At 66.2% G+C, this 16,713-nt stretch carries 14 protein-coding genes and 1 pseudogene; 5 read left to right on the forward strand and 10 right to left on the reverse strand.

All coding sequences use genetic code 11. The annotated features are described in order from the left end of the window. Nucleotides 1-18: 18 nt before the first annotated feature. Together QWL29_RS02560 and QWL29_RS02565 are read right to left on the reverse strand one after the other, a co-directional pair. Nucleotides 19-963, reverse strand: coding sequence for a D-2-hydroxyacid dehydrogenase (locus QWL29_RS02560; RefSeq protein ID WP_305821426.1), 945 nt, complete (start codon nucleotides 961-963; stop codon nucleotides 19-21). Nucleotides 964-1,102: 139 nt separating this feature from the next. Then, the gene (locus QWL29_RS02565) at nucleotides 1,103-1,426 is read right to left on the reverse strand and encodes a hypothetical protein (RefSeq protein ID WP_305821314.1); all 324 of its coding nucleotides are present in this window, start codon (nucleotides 1,424-1,426) and stop codon (nucleotides 1,103-1,105) included. Nucleotides 1,427-1,639: 213 nt separating this feature from the next. Between QWL29_RS02565 and ligD the strand changes: the two genes are divergently transcribed. Then, nucleotides 1,640-4,318: a DNA ligase D gene (gene ligD / locus QWL29_RS02570; protein WP_305821315.1), complete on the forward strand. Its 2,679-nt coding sequence runs from the start codon at nucleotides 1,640-1,642 to the stop codon at nucleotides 4,316-4,318. 108 nt (nucleotides 4,319-4,426) lie between these two features. Continuing rightward, nucleotides 4,427-5,974 carry a catalase gene (locus QWL29_RS02575; protein ID WP_305821316.1) on the forward strand — a complete coding sequence of 516 codons (1,548 nt, stop codon included), beginning with the start codon at nucleotides 4,427-4,429 and terminating at the stop codon, nucleotides 5,972-5,974. A 64-nt stretch (nucleotides 5,975-6,038) separates the two neighbouring features. On the opposite strand, the pseudogene QWL29_RS02580 reads toward QWL29_RS02575, so the two are convergent. Both QWL29_RS02580 and QWL29_RS02585 read right to left on the reverse strand, forming a co-directional pair. Then, a pseudogene (locus QWL29_RS02580) lies at nucleotides 6,039-6,347 on the reverse strand (IS1595 family transposase); the annotation flags it as partial. Nucleotides 6,348-6,354: 7 nt separating this feature from the next. Continuing rightward, entirely contained in the window at nucleotides 6,355-6,960 is a 606-nt protein-coding gene (locus QWL29_RS02585; RefSeq protein ID WP_305821317.1) for a DUF1294 domain-containing protein, read from the reverse strand. Nucleotides 6,961-7,220: 260 nt separating this feature from the next. On the opposite strand from QWL29_RS02585, the gene QWL29_RS02590 reads away from it, so the two are divergent. Beyond that, nucleotides 7,221-7,640, forward strand: coding sequence for a hypothetical protein (locus QWL29_RS02590; protein WP_305821318.1), 420 nt, complete (start codon nucleotides 7,221-7,223; stop codon nucleotides 7,638-7,640). 54 nt (nucleotides 7,641-7,694) lie between these two features. On the opposite strand, the gene QWL29_RS02595 is transcribed toward QWL29_RS02590, so the two are convergent. The 6 genes from QWL29_RS02595 to QWL29_RS02620 form a co-directional block, all read right to left on the reverse strand. Then, a complete protein-coding gene (locus QWL29_RS02595; protein ID WP_305821319.1) occupies nucleotides 7,695-9,158 on the reverse strand; it encodes a catalase in 1,464 nt (487 codons plus the stop codon). A gap of 133 nt (nucleotides 9,159-9,291) precedes the next feature. Further along, a complete protein-coding gene (locus QWL29_RS02600; protein ID WP_305821320.1) occupies nucleotides 9,292-10,035 on the reverse strand; it encodes a tetratricopeptide repeat protein in 744 nt (247 codons plus the stop codon). Between the two features lie 6 nt (nucleotides 10,036-10,041). After that, nucleotides 10,042-10,503, reverse strand: coding sequence for a hypothetical protein (locus tag QWL29_RS02605; RefSeq protein WP_305821321.1), 462 nt, complete (start codon nucleotides 10,501-10,503; stop codon nucleotides 10,042-10,044). A 264-nt stretch (nucleotides 10,504-10,767) separates the two neighbouring features. Further along, a complete protein-coding gene (locus tag QWL29_RS02610) occupies nucleotides 10,768-11,049 on the reverse strand; it encodes a hypothetical protein (protein ID WP_305821322.1) in 282 nt (93 codons plus the stop codon). Nucleotides 11,050-11,055: 6 nt separating this feature from the next. Then, a complete protein-coding gene (ku, locus tag QWL29_RS02615; RefSeq protein ID WP_305821323.1) occupies nucleotides 11,056-12,129 on the reverse strand; it encodes a non-homologous end joining protein Ku in 1,074 nt (357 codons plus the stop codon). 10 nt (nucleotides 12,130-12,139) lie between these two features. After that, complete coding sequence (locus QWL29_RS02620) at nucleotides 12,140-13,105, reverse strand: SDR family oxidoreductase (RefSeq protein ID WP_305821324.1); 966 nt, start codon at nucleotides 13,103-13,105, stop codon at nucleotides 12,140-12,142. 175 nt (nucleotides 13,106-13,280) lie between these two features. Here QWL29_RS02620 and QWL29_RS02625 point away from each other — a divergent pair, with 175 nt between their 5' ends. After that, nucleotides 13,281-14,765, forward strand: coding sequence for a GGDEF domain-containing protein (locus tag QWL29_RS02625; RefSeq protein WP_305821325.1), 1,485 nt, complete (start codon nucleotides 13,281-13,283; stop codon nucleotides 14,763-14,765). A gap of 140 nt (nucleotides 14,766-14,905) precedes the next feature. Next, the gene (locus tag QWL29_RS02630; RefSeq protein WP_305821326.1) at nucleotides 14,906-16,549 is read left to right on the forward strand and encodes a SulP family inorganic anion transporter; all 1,644 of its coding nucleotides are present in this window, start codon (nucleotides 14,906-14,908) and stop codon (nucleotides 16,547-16,549) included. The last annotated feature ends 164 nt before the right edge of the window (nucleotides 16,550-16,713 follow it).

A 16,713-nucleotide genomic window follows, 5' to 3' on the forward strand; every position in this document is an offset into this window, starting at 1 on the left:
CGGCCGATCATCGGCGAATCACACCACATTCGCCGGCCGTCCCGCCTCCCACGCCTCGACATTCCCCACCAACATATCCGCCAGCGTCTGCATCGCCCCGCCACTCGCCCACGCCACATGCGGCGTGAGAATAAAGTTGGGCAGCCGCAGCCCCAGCAGCGGATTGTCCTGCCCCGGCGGCTCCTTGCTCAGCACGTCGAACCCGGCCCCGCCGATGGTGCGCCGCATCAGCGCCTCGGCCAGCGCCGCCTCGTCCACCAACCCGCCGCGCGCGGTATTGATCAAGAGCCCGGTCGGCTTCATCAGCCCCAGCTCGCGCGCGCCGATCATGTGCCGCGTCTGCTCGTTCAGCGGCAAATGCAGGCTGATCACGTCGCAGCTGGCCAGCAGTTCGTCCAGCGGCATCGGCGTCACGTCCGGCTCGTCGACCGGCGAGCGCGACGTCACGCACACCTCCATCCCGAATGCGCGCCCGATCTGCGCCACGCGCCGCCCCAGCGCGCCATAGCCGACGATGCCGAGCCGGCTGCCTGAGAGGTCGCCGATCGGGTGGTCCAGCAGGCAGAAGCGGCTCGAATGCTCCCAGCGCCCGGCCTCGACGTCGGCCACATAGGCGCGCAGGTTGCGGCGCAGGGCCAGCATCAGGGTAAAGCAGTGCTCGGGCACCGACACCACCGAGTAATCGCGGATATTGCTGACCACAATGCCGCGCGCGCGGCAGGCTGCCAGGTCGACATTGTCGGTGCCGGTCGCGGCCACCGCCACCATCTTCAGCTCCGGCAGCTGGGCAATGGCTTCGGCCCGCAGCGGCACCTTGTTGGTGATGGCGATGCTGGCGCCGCGCAGGCGCTCGACTACCTGGTCCGGCGCGGTGGCCGCATGATCCTGCCAGTCGTGCGGAAAGGCGGGCCGGCGGACCTGGGCGATCAGGCTGTCGCGGTCGAGGAAGACGATCTTGTGCATGGCGCTCTCGGTCGAAAGGGAAGCTTCATTGTAGAGCAAGCCGCGGCGTATGCGGCTTGCATGGCAGACCCGCAGGCGAAAAAAAGACAGGGCGAACCCTGTCTTTTTTGGCGGTATATGGAGGGGGGCTCGAGCGGCCTTATTTGGTGGAAGCGGTGGTGCTGGCCTTGTGGTCGGCAGCGTCAGCTTTGTGCTCCGCAGCGTCGGCCTTGGCCTCGGCTTTTTCCTTGGTGGCCTTTTTCTCGGCCTTGGCTTTCTTCTTGGCGGCGTCGGCCTTGGCTTCGGCGACGTCCGACTTGGCTTCGGCCTGGGCCTTTTCTACCTTGGCATCGGCCTTTGCGACATCCTTGGCTTCCTTGGCCTCGGCCTTGGTGGCCGGGGTGCTTGCCTGGGTGGCGGTGCTCTGGGCGAAAGCCGAGGTAGCGAACAGGCCAGCGATCAGGGTAGCGACGATTTTGCTCATGGTGTGCTTTCCTTTAGTAGTGGAAAAGTGTAGGCGTCCCGTCGGTCATTGTCCGGCGTTACTGAGCCCTTAACGCGGTCCGGTCCGACAACGTTGACAGGGATTACATCCCGTTACAAACAGCCATGGCGCAGGTTCACGGTTAGCTGCCGAACAGTCGCGCCGGCCTGCCGCGCCTAGACTGGCTGCATCGCCGTGTTGCAGGAGAGGGCCATGCCAGACTCGCTGAAAGTCTACAAATCCAAGCGCGATTTTTCCATCACTTCCGAGCCTGCCGAAGGCGGCCTGCCGGGGAAGGACGCGCTCACCTTCGTCATCCAGAAGCACTGGGCCAGCCGGCTCCACTACGATTTCCGGATCGAGCTCGACGGGGTCATGAAAAGCTGGGCCGTGCCGAAAGGCCCCAGCTACGACACCCACGACAAGCGCATGGCCGTGCACGTCGAGGACCACCCGATTTCCTATTCCGATTTTGAAGGCACGATCCCCGAAAAGCAGTACGGCGCCGGCAAGGTCATCGTCTGGGACAAGGGCACCTGGGAACCCGAGGGCGACCCGCACGCGGGCTACCGCAGCGGCAACCTCAAGTTCCAGCTGCACGGCCACAAGATGCACGGCCGATGGGTGCTGGTGCGCATGAAAGGGCGCGGCGAAAAGCAGGAGCCCTGGCTCCTGATCAAGGAAAAGGACGACTACGCCCGGCCCGCCGCCGAGTTTTCGGTAATCGACGAGATGCCCGACAGCGTCAAGGATTTGCCGATGCCAGGCAGCCGCGCCAAGGTTCCGGCCAAGGCGAAAGCCAGTAAGAACGGCCGCGCCGTCAAGGCCAAGGCCGACGCCGCTGCCGAGGAAGCGGTAGAGAAGATCGCAGCGAAGCCGGCAGCCAAGCGCGCCACGAAGGCGGCAGCCAAGCGCAGCACCAGGTCCGACGTCGCCCAGGACCCGAGTGTGCCCGCAGGCGCGGTCGAAGCGGCGCTGCCAAAGGAATTCGCGCCCGAACTCGCCACCCTGGTCGACGGCGCGCCGACCGACCCGGAAAACTGGGTGTTCGAGGTCAAGTTCGACGGCTACCGCATGCTGACCCGCATCGAGAACGGTGACGTCCGCCTGATCACCCGCAACAACAACGACTGGACCGAGAAGCTGGCCCCGCTGCAACAGGAAATCGCACGCATGGGCCTGCCGGGCGGCTGGTACGACGGCGAGATCGTCGTCCACGACGCCAACGGCCGCCCGAACTTCGGCATGCTGCAGCTCGCCTTCGACGGCAGCAACGCCACCCAGATCGTCTACTTCCTGTTCGACGCGCCTTATCTCGGCGGCTACGATTTGCGCGAGGTGGCGCTGGTCGACCGCCGCGCGCTGCTGGAAGGGGCGCTGATCCAGGCCAAGCCGTCGGAGACGGTGCGCTTTTCCGCCGAGTTCGGCAACGACCCGGAAGGCCTGGTGATCGCGGCCTGCAAGATCGGCCTGGAAGGCGTGATCGGCAAGCGGCGCGACTCGCATTACGTGTCGCGCCGCTCGCCGGAATGGATCAAGCTGAAGTGCGGCCAGCGCCAGGAATTCGTGATCGGCGGCTACACCGATCCCAAGGGTTCGCGCACCGGCGTCGGCGCGCTGCTGCTGGGCACCTACGACAAGGACGGCGTGCTGCGCTATGCGGGGAATGTCGGCAGCGGCTTCAATGCCGAGAGCCTGCGCGACGTCAGCGCCAAGTTGAAGGCGCTCGATACCGACAAGAGCCCCTTCCCGCCGCGCTCGGTGGCCGGCCGCAAGCACCATTGGGTGAAGCCCGAGCTGATCGCCGAGGTCAGCTTCTCGGAATGGACGAGCGCCGGCGCGGTGCGCCACCCTGTCTTCCAGGGCCTGCGCAGCGACAAGCCGGCGCAGGGCATCACGCGCGAGGTCGCCAAGCCGATCGACGAAGTGGCATCCGAAGTGAGTTCGGATGTGGCGCCCGCTGCGGTGCCCGACAGCGCACCGGAACCGGTGGCCCCGGCCGGCAAGCTGCCGGCCACGCTGAAGGTGACGCACGGCGAGCGCGTGATGGATGCGAAGAGCGGCATCACCAAACTCGAACTGGTGCGCTACTACGCGCTGGTCGGCGAGCTGATGATGGAACACCTGAAAGGCCGTCCGGTATCGCTGGTGCGCGCGCCGGCCGGCGTGGGCGGCGAGCTGTTCTTCCAGAAGCATGCCGATACCGGGAAGATGCCAGGCGTCGAAAACATGGACCCCGCGCTCGACCCCGACCATCCGCCGATGCTGACGATTGCCAGCGTCGAGGGCATCCTGTCGGCGACGCAGTTCAACGTGGTCGAGATCCACACCCAGAACGCCACCGCCAGGGCCTACGACAAGCCCGACCGCATGGTGTTCGACCTCGACCCGGGCGAGGGCGTGGCATGGCACACGATGCAGGAGGCGGCCCAGCTGATGCACGCCTTCCTCGACGAACTCGGCCTGTCGAACTTCCTGAAGACCAGCGGCGGCAAGGGCCTGCACGTGGTGGTGCCGATCAAGGGCGGCAAGGACTGGGACACGGTAAAGGGCTTCTCGCAAGCCATCGTCAAGCACCTGGCGACGACCTTGCCGGACCGCTTCGCCTTCAAGAGCGGGGCGAAAAACAGGGTCGGCAAGGTCTTCATCGACTACCTTCGCAACGCAAAGGGCGCGACCACGGTCTGCGCCTGGGCTGCGCGCACCCGTCCGGGACTGGGCATCTCGGTGCCGCTGGCCTGGGACGAGCTGGCGGGCCTGAAGTCGGGCGACCAGTGGACCGTGGCCAACGCGCACACGCGTCTGGACCGCGGCAACGAGCCCTGGGCCGGTTATGCCAAGACGGCGAAGACGCTGACGGCGGCCATGAAACAGATGGGCTATAAAGGATGAGCTGGTAGTCGGCTTTAACTATCGTAGGCATAGGGATAATTAATTTCTACTATGCCAGCATTGCGGTTAGGATAACTATCCAAAAAGTAATGTTGATAGGTAGTAGCTATGAAAATGACTTCCCCGTCCCTCGGCCGGATTGCGCTGTGCGCGCTGACGCTGGCATCCGGCGTCATCGCCCTCACGCAGGGCGCGCAGGCCCAGACCCTGACCAAGGACAATGGCGCCCCGGTCGGCGACAACCAGAACAGCCAGACCGCCGGCCCGAATGGCCCGACCCTGCTGCAAGACGTGCACCTGGTGCAAAAGCTGCAGCGCTTCGACCGCGAGCGCATTCCCGAGCGCGTGGTGCACGCGACCGGCACCGGCGCCCACGGCGAGTTCATTGCCACCGACGATCTGTCGGACCTGAGCAAGGCAAAGCTGTTCGCCAAGAACACCAAGACGCCGGTGTTCGTGCGCTTTTCGACCGTGATCCCGGGCCGTTCCGGCGCCGAGACCACGCGCGATCCGCGCGGCTTCGCCACCAAGTTCTATACGCAAGAGGGCAACTGGGACCTGGTCGGCAATAACCTGCCGATCTTCTTCATCCGCGACGCCATCAAGTTCCCGGACATGATCCACGCGCTGAAGCCGTCGCCGGTTTCGAACGTGCAGGAGCCGGAACGCGTGTTCGACTTCTTCTCGCACGTGCCGGAAGCGACCGCCATGCTGACCCGCGTGTATTCGAACTACGGCACGCCGGCGACCTACCGCGAAATGAACGGCAGCAGCGTGCACGCGCTCAAGCTGGTGAATGCGCGCGGCGACTACGTGTACGCCAAGTTCGCCTGGAAGTCGAAGCAGGGCGAGCGCAACCTGCGTCCGCAAGAGATTCCCGTGGTGCAGGGCAAGAGCACCAGCCACGCCACGGTCGATCTGTACGGCGCCATCAACGCCGGCAAGTTCCCGTCGTGGGACCTGACGGTGCAGGTGCTCAAACCCGACGAGCTCGCCAAGTTCGACTTCGACCCGCTGGACGCCACCAAGATCTGGCCGGGCGTGCCCGAGCGCAAGGTCGGCACCATGGTGCTGAACCGCGTACCGGACAATGTCTTCGAGTCGACCGAGCAGGTGGCCATGGCTCCGGGTAACCTGGTGCCGGGCATCGAGGCTTCGGAAGACCGCATGCTGCAGGGTCGCCTGTTCTCGTACATCGACACCCAGCACCACCGCCTGGGCGCCAACTTCCAGTCGCTGCCGATCAACAAGCCGCTGGTGGCCGTGAACAACAATCACATCGACGGCGCCGCCAGCTCCGGCAACCGCAAGGGCATCGTCAACTACGAGCCGAGCCGCCTGGCGCCGCTGAAGGAAGACGCGAACGCCCGCAGCAGCGCGCTGCCCCTGAGCGGCAGCACCCAGCAGGCCCGCATCGCCAGGACGCTGAACTTCCGCCAGGCGGGTGAGTTCTACCGTTCGCTGAGCAGCCAGGACCGCGACGACCTGATCGCCAACCTGTCGGGCGACCTGAAGATGGTGAAAAATGCCGACAGCCTGAACACCATGCTGTCGCACTTCTGGAAGGCCGACGCCGACTACGGCAAGCGCCTGGTCAAGGCCGTCGGCGCCGATGCAGGCAACATCGCCGCGCTGGCTGCGGCCCTGAAGGAATAAGCACGCCCGCCATGCGGGTGATGGAAAGCCGGGCATGCGTGCCCGGCTTTTTTCGTTGGCGCTGTCACCGTTTGATATGGATGGTTTCGATTGCAAGGCGAAGCAATTGATCGGCAGAAGCAATCTTGCCGCCATCGAGCATCCGGCGCCAGCCCAGGTAGTTCGGCAGGTAACGCGACGCGACGCCGTGAAAGGGCATCAACCATAGCAGGTGGCGCTCCAGCCGGGCTTTGTTGACGGCGCCGCACCCGGCGCCGGCATCGATGGTCTGTCTGTTGCGGTCACGCGCCACGAATATGCAGTCGAGCGCGCCCGAGATACCGCGCCTTCCGCCTGCGCCGCCCCGCTTGCGCGGCGGCCGGTCCTGCATGCGGGGCTGCTCAGGCCATCCCTCTCGTGCTCATGAACCAGCCAAGCGCCACGCAGTTGGCCAAGACGGTGAACCACAGGCCGGGCTGGAAGCCTGGCTTCGACGATTTGTGCCGGAGCAGGTGCTGGGCCAGCAGGGCGCCGGGCCAGCCGCCGGCCAGGCCGAGCATGTGCAGGTCGCGCTCGCTGGTGCGCCGTTGAGCCCTGCGCGCCGCGGCCTTGTCGCGTGCATAGGCGAGGAAAGTCAGCACGCTGATGCCGGCATACACGGCCACTGCCCAGGCAGGCAAGCGGCCAACTGCCACGAACAGGGCGAGCGCGCCGAAAAAGCCGCAGGCCAGCAGCGGCCGCGCCAGGCCGCCCGCAGCTGCCTGGCGGCGTCCGGCCCCTGCGCGATGGAACGCGACCTTGCCGGCGCGCGGCTGTCCGCGCTCGTTGGCCGTCAGTTCGTAGGTCACGATCTCGTTGCCGGCCGGGCGCGTGCGTTGTCCTGCGAACGCGCTGATGTGGACGAAGACGGTGGCCCCGCCGCCGTTCGGCGTGATGAAGCCGAAACCCTGATCATCTTTCCAGGTCGTGATTCGTCCGGCATAGCGGATCGGTTTGGCGGCGCGCATCGGGCAGTGTCTTCGTCGGTAAAAAGACGAGTGTAGCCCCGGTTTTGCATTCAGGCAATGCGCTGAGGGTGCCGGCGACGTGGCAGAGGCTGCCTTCCTTATGCCGCATCGATCCGAGCGCAGGCCAATCGAGATTGTTTGGTGATGCTGCGACCGGCTGCGCTTGCCATCGGATATGGCCGCCCTAGACTGAGTTAGCCGCGTGGCGTATCCGCGCAATCCTGCCCGGACAAGCACACCCGGCCCAAGGAGGAGCCATCATGCGAGTTTCACTGTTCATTGCAAGCGCATCCCTGTTGGCGGCGGCAGGCGTCCATGCGCAGACACCTGGCGCTGCGCCAGTCCCCAGCGATGCGATCTCGTCGGTGCAGGTGAGGGCGCCGGTCAACGCAATGCGTATCCGCGACGACCAGGCCCGGCAGATTACCGGCGCCTATGGCTTGTCGAACGGCAGCTACCTGAAGGTGCATACCGCATCGCGCCACATCGACGCCACCATCGACCACGACACGAAGCTGCGGCTGTATGCCGTAGCGCCCTACAGGTTCGTATCCAGCGACAACAAGGTGACAATGGAATTCAACCGCGGTCCCGCCGGCGACGACATGTTGATGAGCTATGTGCCGGAAATGGGCCTGGCCCGGATCACGGTGACGTCTGCGCCGCTGGCAGGACGTTGAACGGAAAAGAAAAGGCGCCGCAGAGGGCGCCTTCGGCCTATCGGCCGCTGTCGGTCAGTCGACGTTGCGGCCGCGCGCCTTGAGGGCGGCGCGCACGCCGCGGCCGTAAGCCGGGTCGGCCCCGTCGAACTGGCGCAGCTGGCGTGCCAGGATGTCGTCGGTGACCTGGCTCAGCGGACCGGCCAGGTTGTCGAACAGGTTCTGCTGCTGCTCGCCCGACATCAGGCGGAACAGGTTGCCCGGCTGGGTGGTGTCGTCTTCCTGGCCGCGGAAGTCGAAGCGGCCGGCGTTGCCGTACAGCGGCAGTTCATGTTCGCCATGGCCCATGCCGAGCGCACCCTTGCCGACCGGGTCGACCGGGTCGTAGATCGGGGCGGCGCCGACGTCGGCGATCGCCATCGCGCCGTCGCGCTGCTGGTTGTGGAAAGGGCAGCGCGGGGCATTCACCGGCAGGTGCTGGTGGTTGGTGCCGACGCGGTACAGTTGGGCGTCGTGGTAGGCGAACAGGCGGCCCTGCAGCATCTTGTCCGGCGAGTAGCCCATCCCCGGCGGCACATTGGCCGGCGAGAAGGCGGCCTGCTCGACCTCCATGTGGTAGTTGCGCGGGTTGCGGTTCAGTTCCAGCACGCCCACCTGCCGCAGCGGGAAGTCGCCATGCGGCCACACCTTGGTGAGATCGAACGGGTTCCAGCCGGTGCGCGCTTCCCAGTCGTCGAGCTGCTCCTGGGTGGCCAGCTGCACTTTGACGTCCCACTGCGGATAGTCGCCGGCGGCAATCGCCTCGAACAGATCGCGCTGTGCGTGGTCGGGGTCGCTGCCGGCGATGCGCACGGCCTCGGCACTGCTCAGGTTCCTGATGCCCTGGCGCGTCTTGAAGTGCCATTTCACGTAGGTGCGCTGGCCGTCTTCGTTGATCAGGCTATAGGTGTGGCTGCCGAAGCCGTCCATGTGGCGGTAGCCGTCCGGCGTGCCGCGATCCGAGAACAGGATCGTCACCTGGTGCAGGCTTTCCGGGGCGCGGCTCCAGAAGTCGAACATCATGTTGGCCGACTTCAGGTTGCTGTCGGGCTGGCGCTTCTGGGTGTGGATGAAGTCGGGGAACTTGATCGGGTCCTTCAGGAAGAACACCGGCGTGTTGTTGCCCACCAGGTCCCAGTTGCCTTCCTCGGTATAGAAGCGCAGGGCGAAGCCGCGCGGATCGCGCTCGGTGTCGGCGCTGCCCTTTTCGCCACCGACGGTCGAGAAGCGCAGGAAGGTCTCGGTCTGCTTGCCGACTGCGGCGAACAGTTTCGCTTTAGTGAAGGCGCTGATGTCGTGCGTGACCGTGAAGGTGCCGTACGCGCCCGAACCCTTGGCGTGGACCACGCGCTCGGGAATGCGCTCGCGGTTGAAGTGCTGCAGCTTCTCGATCAGGTGGAAGTCTTGCAGCAACAGCGGCCCACGCGAGCCGGCGCTCAGGGAATTCTGGTTGTCTGCGATTGGGATACCGGAAGCGGTGGTCAGGCGTGGGCGGTTCATGCGATCTCCTTGTCTAAACTGCGTCATTTGATGAAGGAGATTCTAATTACTGCTGAGTAAAAGATAAATTTGATTGATTTGATTCAAGCGATAGATTTTACATAATAGATGATAAATTCTGATAGTGTTCAGTCTATGGCTGGATGCCATAGCGGTCGATAAAGGCGCGCACGCCGCCTGGGTTGGCGGCGACCCATTGTTCCAGCGCGGGGCGATACGATTGGCGGAACATCAGGATCAGGATTGCCGGCTCCAGCTGGCCGTCCCTGGCCATGGCCTGGAGCTGGCGCAGGGCCGGATCGCGCAAGGATCTGGCCTGTGATTTAGCCGATGCGTTGTCTGGTGACTTGGCCGCTGCTTCGCCGGCTTCGGTAAACATGAGAAAGGCCGCCTGCCATGCGCCCAGCGTCTGCTCGAAAGGCGGCTTCTTGTCGGCGCCGGTGCGCTTGTCCGCCTCGATCTCGGCCAGGCCAAGCGCGAGCTGGAAGGCGAAATCGCCACCGGCGTCCGGTGCGAGCAGCTTCTTGTCGACGGCGGCCTCGTGCTTGCCATCGGTTCCGAGCGTGACCGTGACGCCGCGCTGCAGCCGCAGCGGCCGCAGCGGGATGCCGGCGCTGCGGCGCATCAGCGCCAGCTTGGCCCAACTGGTGCGCTGTCCGGGATCGGCGGCGATGGCCGCCAGGATGGCATCTTCGGCAGCGTTGCCCTTGCCCTGGGCGAGCAGGGCGTCCGACAGGTAGCGCCAGGCCTGGGCATTGCGCGGTTCGATTTCGGCCGCGCGGCGGAACAGTGTCGCGGCCTCGGCCCAATCACCCTGCAGGTAATGGCAATCGCCCGCGCCCAGCCAGGCGTACGACGCGGCCGGATCGAGCAGCATGGCTTCCTAGTATTTCTTCAGTGCGGCGGGCAGGCTGCGTTCGGCGAACAGGCGTTCGGCCTCGTGCAGCACCTTGGCGGCGGCCGGGTTCGGCTCACGCAGCGGCGAGGGGCCATCGTCGTCGAGCAGGCGCAAGGCTTCGAATGCGATCGGGTCCTCGGGATCGCGCTGCAACGCCTGCCGGGCCGCGGCGCTGGCGCGCCCGCGGCTGTTGCCGGGGTCGGGCGATGGCGCCAGTTTCGACACCCGCTGCAGCATCGCGGCCATGAAGGCCAGCGGCTGGGACGCCTCGGGGGCCGCCTTGTGCGCAGCTGCGAAGGCATCGAGGGCCTGCTCGTACTCGGCTTTCACCTCGTGCGCATGGGCTTGCTCGATGAATTGGATGCACTTGACGCCGCACTCGGTAGCGGCGTGCACGGCCGGGAGCGCGATGGTGAGCAGCATGGCGGCGAGCAGGCGAGGCAGCATGGCTTGTCCGATCAACAAAAAGCCCATCCTAGCAGAACGGATGGGCTGGATTTCTATCGGATTGTCACTGCTGAAAACCCGCGCTCGCGGGCTGCGCCGGGGTTGCGCCGCTTGTTCAGTAGCGGCGGACCGGGGCGCTGCCCTGGCGGTTCATACGGGTCTGGATTTTCTTCCAGATAAAGCCGGCAATCGCCATCATGATCATCTTGCGCATAGTAATTCTCCTTGAGTGAGCGGTCATTGCCGCGTGAAAAATGCCTCGGTTCAGCCCGGCGATTTACCGGCGCCGGCCTGCAGGCGGTGATCGGTCGTACCCTTGTCGTTTTTCCAGATGCCGCGGATGTTCATGCCCATCAGCGCCACCTGCAGCGCGATCAGGGCCCAGGCGCCGTCGTGCACGCCCCAGACGATCCACAGGATATTGCTGAAGATGAACATCCAGAAGCCGAACACCCGCTTCCCGGCGCGTTGCGAGCCGATCAGGAAGGCGGCGTACAAACTCACCGCCATTGCGGGCCACTGGAGGAAGTCGATGAATGCATCCATGTGTCGTCAAGCCGCCTTCCTGCGCCGTGCCGGCGCGGCTGCGGTGCTGGTCTTCTTGGCGGCGACGGCTTTTTTCGCCGGCGCAGCCTTCCTGGCGGCCGGCTTGGCGGCGGCGCGCTTCGGCTTGTCGGCGCTGGCGGCCACGTGCTCGCCCGAACCCGCTGCCGTCTTGCGGCGCGGCGGCGGCGCGTCGTCCTCGTCGTCTTCATCAAGAGGCTTGCGCGCGCGCTTCGGCGGAGGCGGTTCGTCGTCGTCATCGTCGTCCCGGGCCACCGCCTTGCCCGGCTTCTTGCCCAGGCTGGCCTGCAGCAGCGACACCAGGTCGATGACGTTGGTCGTCTTCGCCGGTTTCTCGTCCGGGTCGGGCATGGTGATGGTCTTGGTCTGCTTGGCCTTGATCTTTTTCTTGACCAGGGCCAGCACGTCCTCGCGGTAGGTGTCGTGGTACTGGTTCGGCTTCCAGTCCTCGCTCATGCCTTCGACCAGGGCCATCGCCATCTTCAGTTCCTTGGCGCTGATGACGGCCGCCTTGGCCTTCGGCGACGGAATCTTGAGCTCGTCGGTATCGCGGATCTCGTCCGGGTAGCGCAGGGTGTTCAGCACGATGGTGTCGCCGATGCAGACCAGCGCCGCCAGGTGCTGCTTGACGCGGATGACCACATTCGCGATGCCGATCTTGCCGACTTCCTTCAGCGTTTCGCGCAGCAGCGCGTACACCTTGTCGCCGCCCTTGCCGGGGGCGAGATAGTAGGGATGGTCGTAGTACAGCAGCGGCACGTCCTCGGCATCGACAAAGGCCAGGATGTCGATGGTCTGGGTCGCTTCCGGATTCGCGCGGCGCAGGTCCTCGTCGGACAGCACCACGTACTCGCCGGTTTCATACTCGTAGCCCTTGACGATGTCGTCCCAGCCCACTTCCTTGCCGGTTTCCTTGTTGTAGCGCTTGAAGCCGATCGGGGCGAAGTCGCGCCGGTCGAGCATCGACAAGTCGAGCGACTTGCTGCCGACCGCCGGGTACATCTCGACCGGGATGTGGACCAGCCCGAAACTGATCGCCCCCTTCCACAGGCTGCGTGCCATACGACCCTCCTTATTCGCCAACGCTGCCGGTGACCGGCAGCACGATGCCCGTGATGTAGCTCGAACAGGCGTTCGAGGCCAGGAACACGTAGGCCGGCGAGAGCTCCTCGGGCTGGGCCGCGCGGCCATAGGTGGTGCTTTCGCCGAAGTGGACGATCTTGTCCGGCGACTGGTCGGCCGGATTCAGCGGCGTCCACACCGGGCCCGGCGCCACGCAGTTCACGCGGATGCCTTTATCGAGCAGGTTGGCCGCCAGCGACATGGTGAACGCGTGGATCGCGCCCTTGGTCGAGGAATAGTCGAGCAGCTGCTTCGAGCCTTTCAGGCCGGTGACGGAACCGGTGTTCACGATGGCGGCGCCGCGCTGCAGGTAGGGCAGGGCGGCCTTCGCCATGTGGAAGTAGCCGTAGATATTCGTGCGCATGGTTTCGTCGAAGCGCTCCTCGGTGATGTCGAGCAGGCTGCTGGCGTGTTCCTGGAAGGCGGCGTTATTCACCAGCACGTCCAGGCGGCCCCATTCGGCTACCACGGCGTCGACCGCCTGCTGGCAGAATTCCATGTCCTTGACGTCGCCGGCGATGGTGACGCAGCGGCGGCCTTCGGCCTCGATGCAGCGCTGGGTCTCGGCGGCGTCTTCGTGTTCGTTCAGGTAGAGCACGGCGACATCGGCGCCTTCGCGCGCGAACAGCACGGCCACCGAACGGCCGATACCGGAGTCGCCGCCGGTGACGATCGCCACCTGGCCTTCGAGCTTGCCGCTGCCCTTGTAGTTTTCTGCCATGAAGCGCGGCTTGACGGCCATCTGTGCTTCCAGTCCGGGTTTCGCCAGGTGCTGCTCGGGCATCGGCGGCACCGGCTGCTGGGCGCCGATCTGCACCGGCTTGCCACTGTCCTCTTCCTTCTTGCTGGCGTCGAGCTGGTCCTGGCGGTTCTGGATTGCTTTCTGGTGGTTTGCTACATCGTCCTGGTTGGCCATTGCGCTTCCTTTAAAAACGGGTTCTTGACCGGGCCAGTATCGGCCGCACGCGGCCAGCGCGACGGTGCGGTTCCACACACAAGGGCGAACGTCCTGTTCGATGGTATGCGAATATGTCAAAATTCACGGCGTAGAGTTGCATGGCGTAACGAATATGCATGACAAGGAGAAAAACATGCCTCAGCAGGCCGAGCCGCAAGGCCAACGTACCGGGTTGTTCGTCAACCCGGCCGCACCGCGGCGCGCGCAGTTCCAGGCCGAAGCCGGCAGCCGCTTCGCCAGCCTGGCGCTGGCCGACGGCGCCGAGGCCGCGCTCGAGGTGCTGGGGCGCGGGCCGGTCGACCTGCTGGTGATCGACCTCGAACGCTTCGATCCGGATCTCGACCTGGCCGGCCTTACCCAGCTGGTCGCGTTTCGCGCCGGCGCGCCAGTGCTGGTCCTGTGCCCGTTCTCGAACGCGCGCTGGCTGCCGGCGCTGATGGCGCATGGCCCGCTCGCCTACGCCATCACGCCGCTGGCGCAGGACAGCCTGGAGGCGGCCCTGGACGAGGCGCTGGCCGCCGGCCCGGTGCAGGCGCCGGCGCCGACGCCGCGCGAGGCCGAACTCGCGCAACTGGCCGCGCTGCGCACCCGCGTGCAGGCGGCCCTGGGCGAGGGCGAAGACCTGGCCGCGCTGGCCGAACGCCTGTGCGAGGCGCTGTGCACCTGGCCCGGCGTGGTGCACGCGGCCCTGTTCTGCGTGCATCCGGGCGGCGATTTACAGCTGCAGGCCCAGCACGGTGTGCACCGTGAACCGAATCGCGAACTCAATCTGGCGCGCGTGCTGGGACGCGGCGAGCGCCTGCTGCAGTCGCCGCTGCGCCATGCCTTCCCGGGCCTGCTGGCGGCCGCCACCAATTCCCTGGCCCTTCTCGATGCGCCGGATAAGTCGGGCGAGCCGGAACTCACTGCGGCGCTGCGCGCGCATGGCGTCGCGATGGTGCTCGGCTTGCCGATACCCGCCGGCGGGCCGGGCGGCGCGCGCGGGTCGCTGTGCCTGCTGTTCGACGCCCCTCGCCGCTTCAGCCAGGACGCGCTGATGGCGCTGGAAGACCTGGCGGCGCTGGCGGCGGTCGGCCTGCGCCTGGCCGACATGGGACGCGAGGGCGAGGAACTGCTGGCGCGCCTGACCCATATCTCGACGGTCGACGCATTGACCGGGGTGGCGAATCGGCGCCACGGCGAAACCCTGCTGGAAGGGGAAATCAAGCGCGCCCGGCGCTACCGCCTGCCGCTGGCGCTGATCGCCTTCGACATCGACCGCTTCAAGGAAGTCAACGACCGCTACGGCCACCCGGTGGGCGACATCGCCCTGCGCACGGTGGCCGAAGCGGCGCAAAAGCTGGTGCGTTCGAGCGACATCGTGGTGCGCTCGGGCGGCGAGGATTTCCAGGTGATCGCGCCGCATACCAGCGCCATCGACGGCCTCAAGATGGCCGAGAAACTGCGCATGGCGATCGCCTCGACCGTGATCCCCGGCTGCGACCAGGTAACCGTCAGCCTCGGCGTGGCCCAGCTCGGCGACCAGGAAAGCGCCGACTCGCTGACGGTGCGCGTGAACGCCGCGCTGGCCAGGGCCAAGCGGGCGGGGCGCAATTGCGTCGAGCTGGCGATGCAATGACGGCGTGACCGGTGTCGGCCCGCGCGTTCACCCGGGTGGCGACCGTACGATGGGCACAGGGTGCCCACCGTACGGTCGCCGTTTCGACCTGAATGCGCGCGCCCACCCGACCACAACACGATTTTAAAAACGGAAACACAATGCTGCACTGGTTGAAGCACTACCAGCGCGCCATGCTGCCGGGCGACATCAGCGCCGGCATCGTGGTGGCGATGATGATGATCCCGCAGGGCATGGCCTACGCGCTGGTGGCGGGCTTGCCGCCGGTGGTCGGCATCTACGCCAGCATCGTGCCGCCGGCCCTGTACGCGCTGTTCGGCACCAGCAGCACGCAGTCGGTCGGGCCGATGGCGATCATCTCGCTGATGACGGCATCGAGCCTGGCGCCGCTGGCCGCGGCCGGCAGCCCCCTGTACACGATGCTGGCCGCCCAGCTGGCGCTGATCGCCGGCGTGGTGCTGCTGCTATGCGGGCTGTTGCGCATCGGCTTCATCGCCAACTTCTTCTCGCGCCCGGTGATGAGCGGCTTCACCATCGGCTCTTCGGTCGTGATCGCGCTCGGCCAGCTGCCGGTCCTGCTCGGCGCCAGCCTGCCGCACGTCCACCTGCCCAGCGCGCTGCTCGGCATCGGCTCCCTGATCCTGCTGCTGTTCGCGCGCAGCCACCTGGCGCTGCTGCTGCGCCGGTTCGGGGTGCCGCCAGCCGGCGCCGACATCGGCGCCAAACTCGCGCCGATGGCCGTAGTGCTCGGCGCCACCGCGCTGGTGCCGCTGCTCGGGCTGCAGGCGCGGGGCGTGCACACTACCGGCGCGGTGCCGGCCGGGCTGCCGCTGTTCACTTTCGGCGTGTCCCATGCGCACTGGCAGGCGCTGCTGCAGCCGGCCCTGCTGATCGGCTTCATGGTGTTCCTGATCAGCATGTCCGGGGCCCAGGCCCTTGCCCTGAAGCGCGCCGAGAAGCTGCACAGCAACCGCGAGCTGATCGGCCTCGGCGCCGCCAACCTGGGCAGCGCGCTGAGCGGCGGCTTTCCCGTCACCGGCAGCATCTCGCGCTCGGCGGTGAACTTCACGGCCGGCGCCAACACCCAGCTGGCCAGCCTGATCACGGCGGCGCTGCTGGCCCTGGCGCTGGTGGCGCCGACCGGCTGGCTGGCCCTGATGCCGCTGCCGACCCTGGCCGCCACCATCATCGTGGCCGTGCTCGGCATGCTGGACACGACCACGCTGCGCACCGCCTGGCGCTTCGACCGCGCCGACGCCGCGGCGCTGGTCGCCACCGCCGGCGGCGTGCTGGTGCTGGGCGTCGAGGCAGGCGTCGTGATCGGCGTGGCGCTCTCGATGGGGGCGCTGATCTGGCGCGCCAGCCGTCCGCACATCGCGGTGCTGGGGCGCATTCCCGGCACCGAGCACTTCCGCAACATCGCCCGTTACGCGGCCGACACGGCCCCAGGCCTGCTGATGCTGCGGGTGGATGCCGGCCTGTTCTTCGGCAACGTCGAGGCGGTGAACGCGCGCATCGAGGACGAACTGGCGGCGCGTCCGGCCACGCGCGACCTGGTGCTGGTGCTGTCGGCGGTGAACGAGGTCGATACCTCGGCCCTGTTCGCGCTGACCGGACTGAACGCGATGCTCAAGGGCCGGGGCGTGGCGCTGCACCTGGCCGAGGTCAAGGGGCCTGTCATGGACCGCCTGAAACACAGCGAATTCTTGCCTGCCTTAAACGGTCGTGTCTTCCTGAGCACGGCCATGGCCTGGGACGCACTGGCCTATAACAACCTATCATAATTGATATTGATAGCGCTCAAATGCTATGGCAGTATTTCCATACAAATAATAACGATGGAGGCTGCCATGACCTGTCTCTTCACCCTTGGCTGTATCAGCCTGGCGGCGCGTTTTCGCAACGCCGCCTTGACGGAAAGACGGTTCGCGCCGGCCTGGCTTCCCGA

This window comes from Massilia brevitalea, assembly GCF_030711405.1.
Taxonomy (GTDB): Bacteria; Pseudomonadota; Gammaproteobacteria; order Burkholderiales; family Burkholderiaceae_D; genus Telluria; species Telluria brevitalea.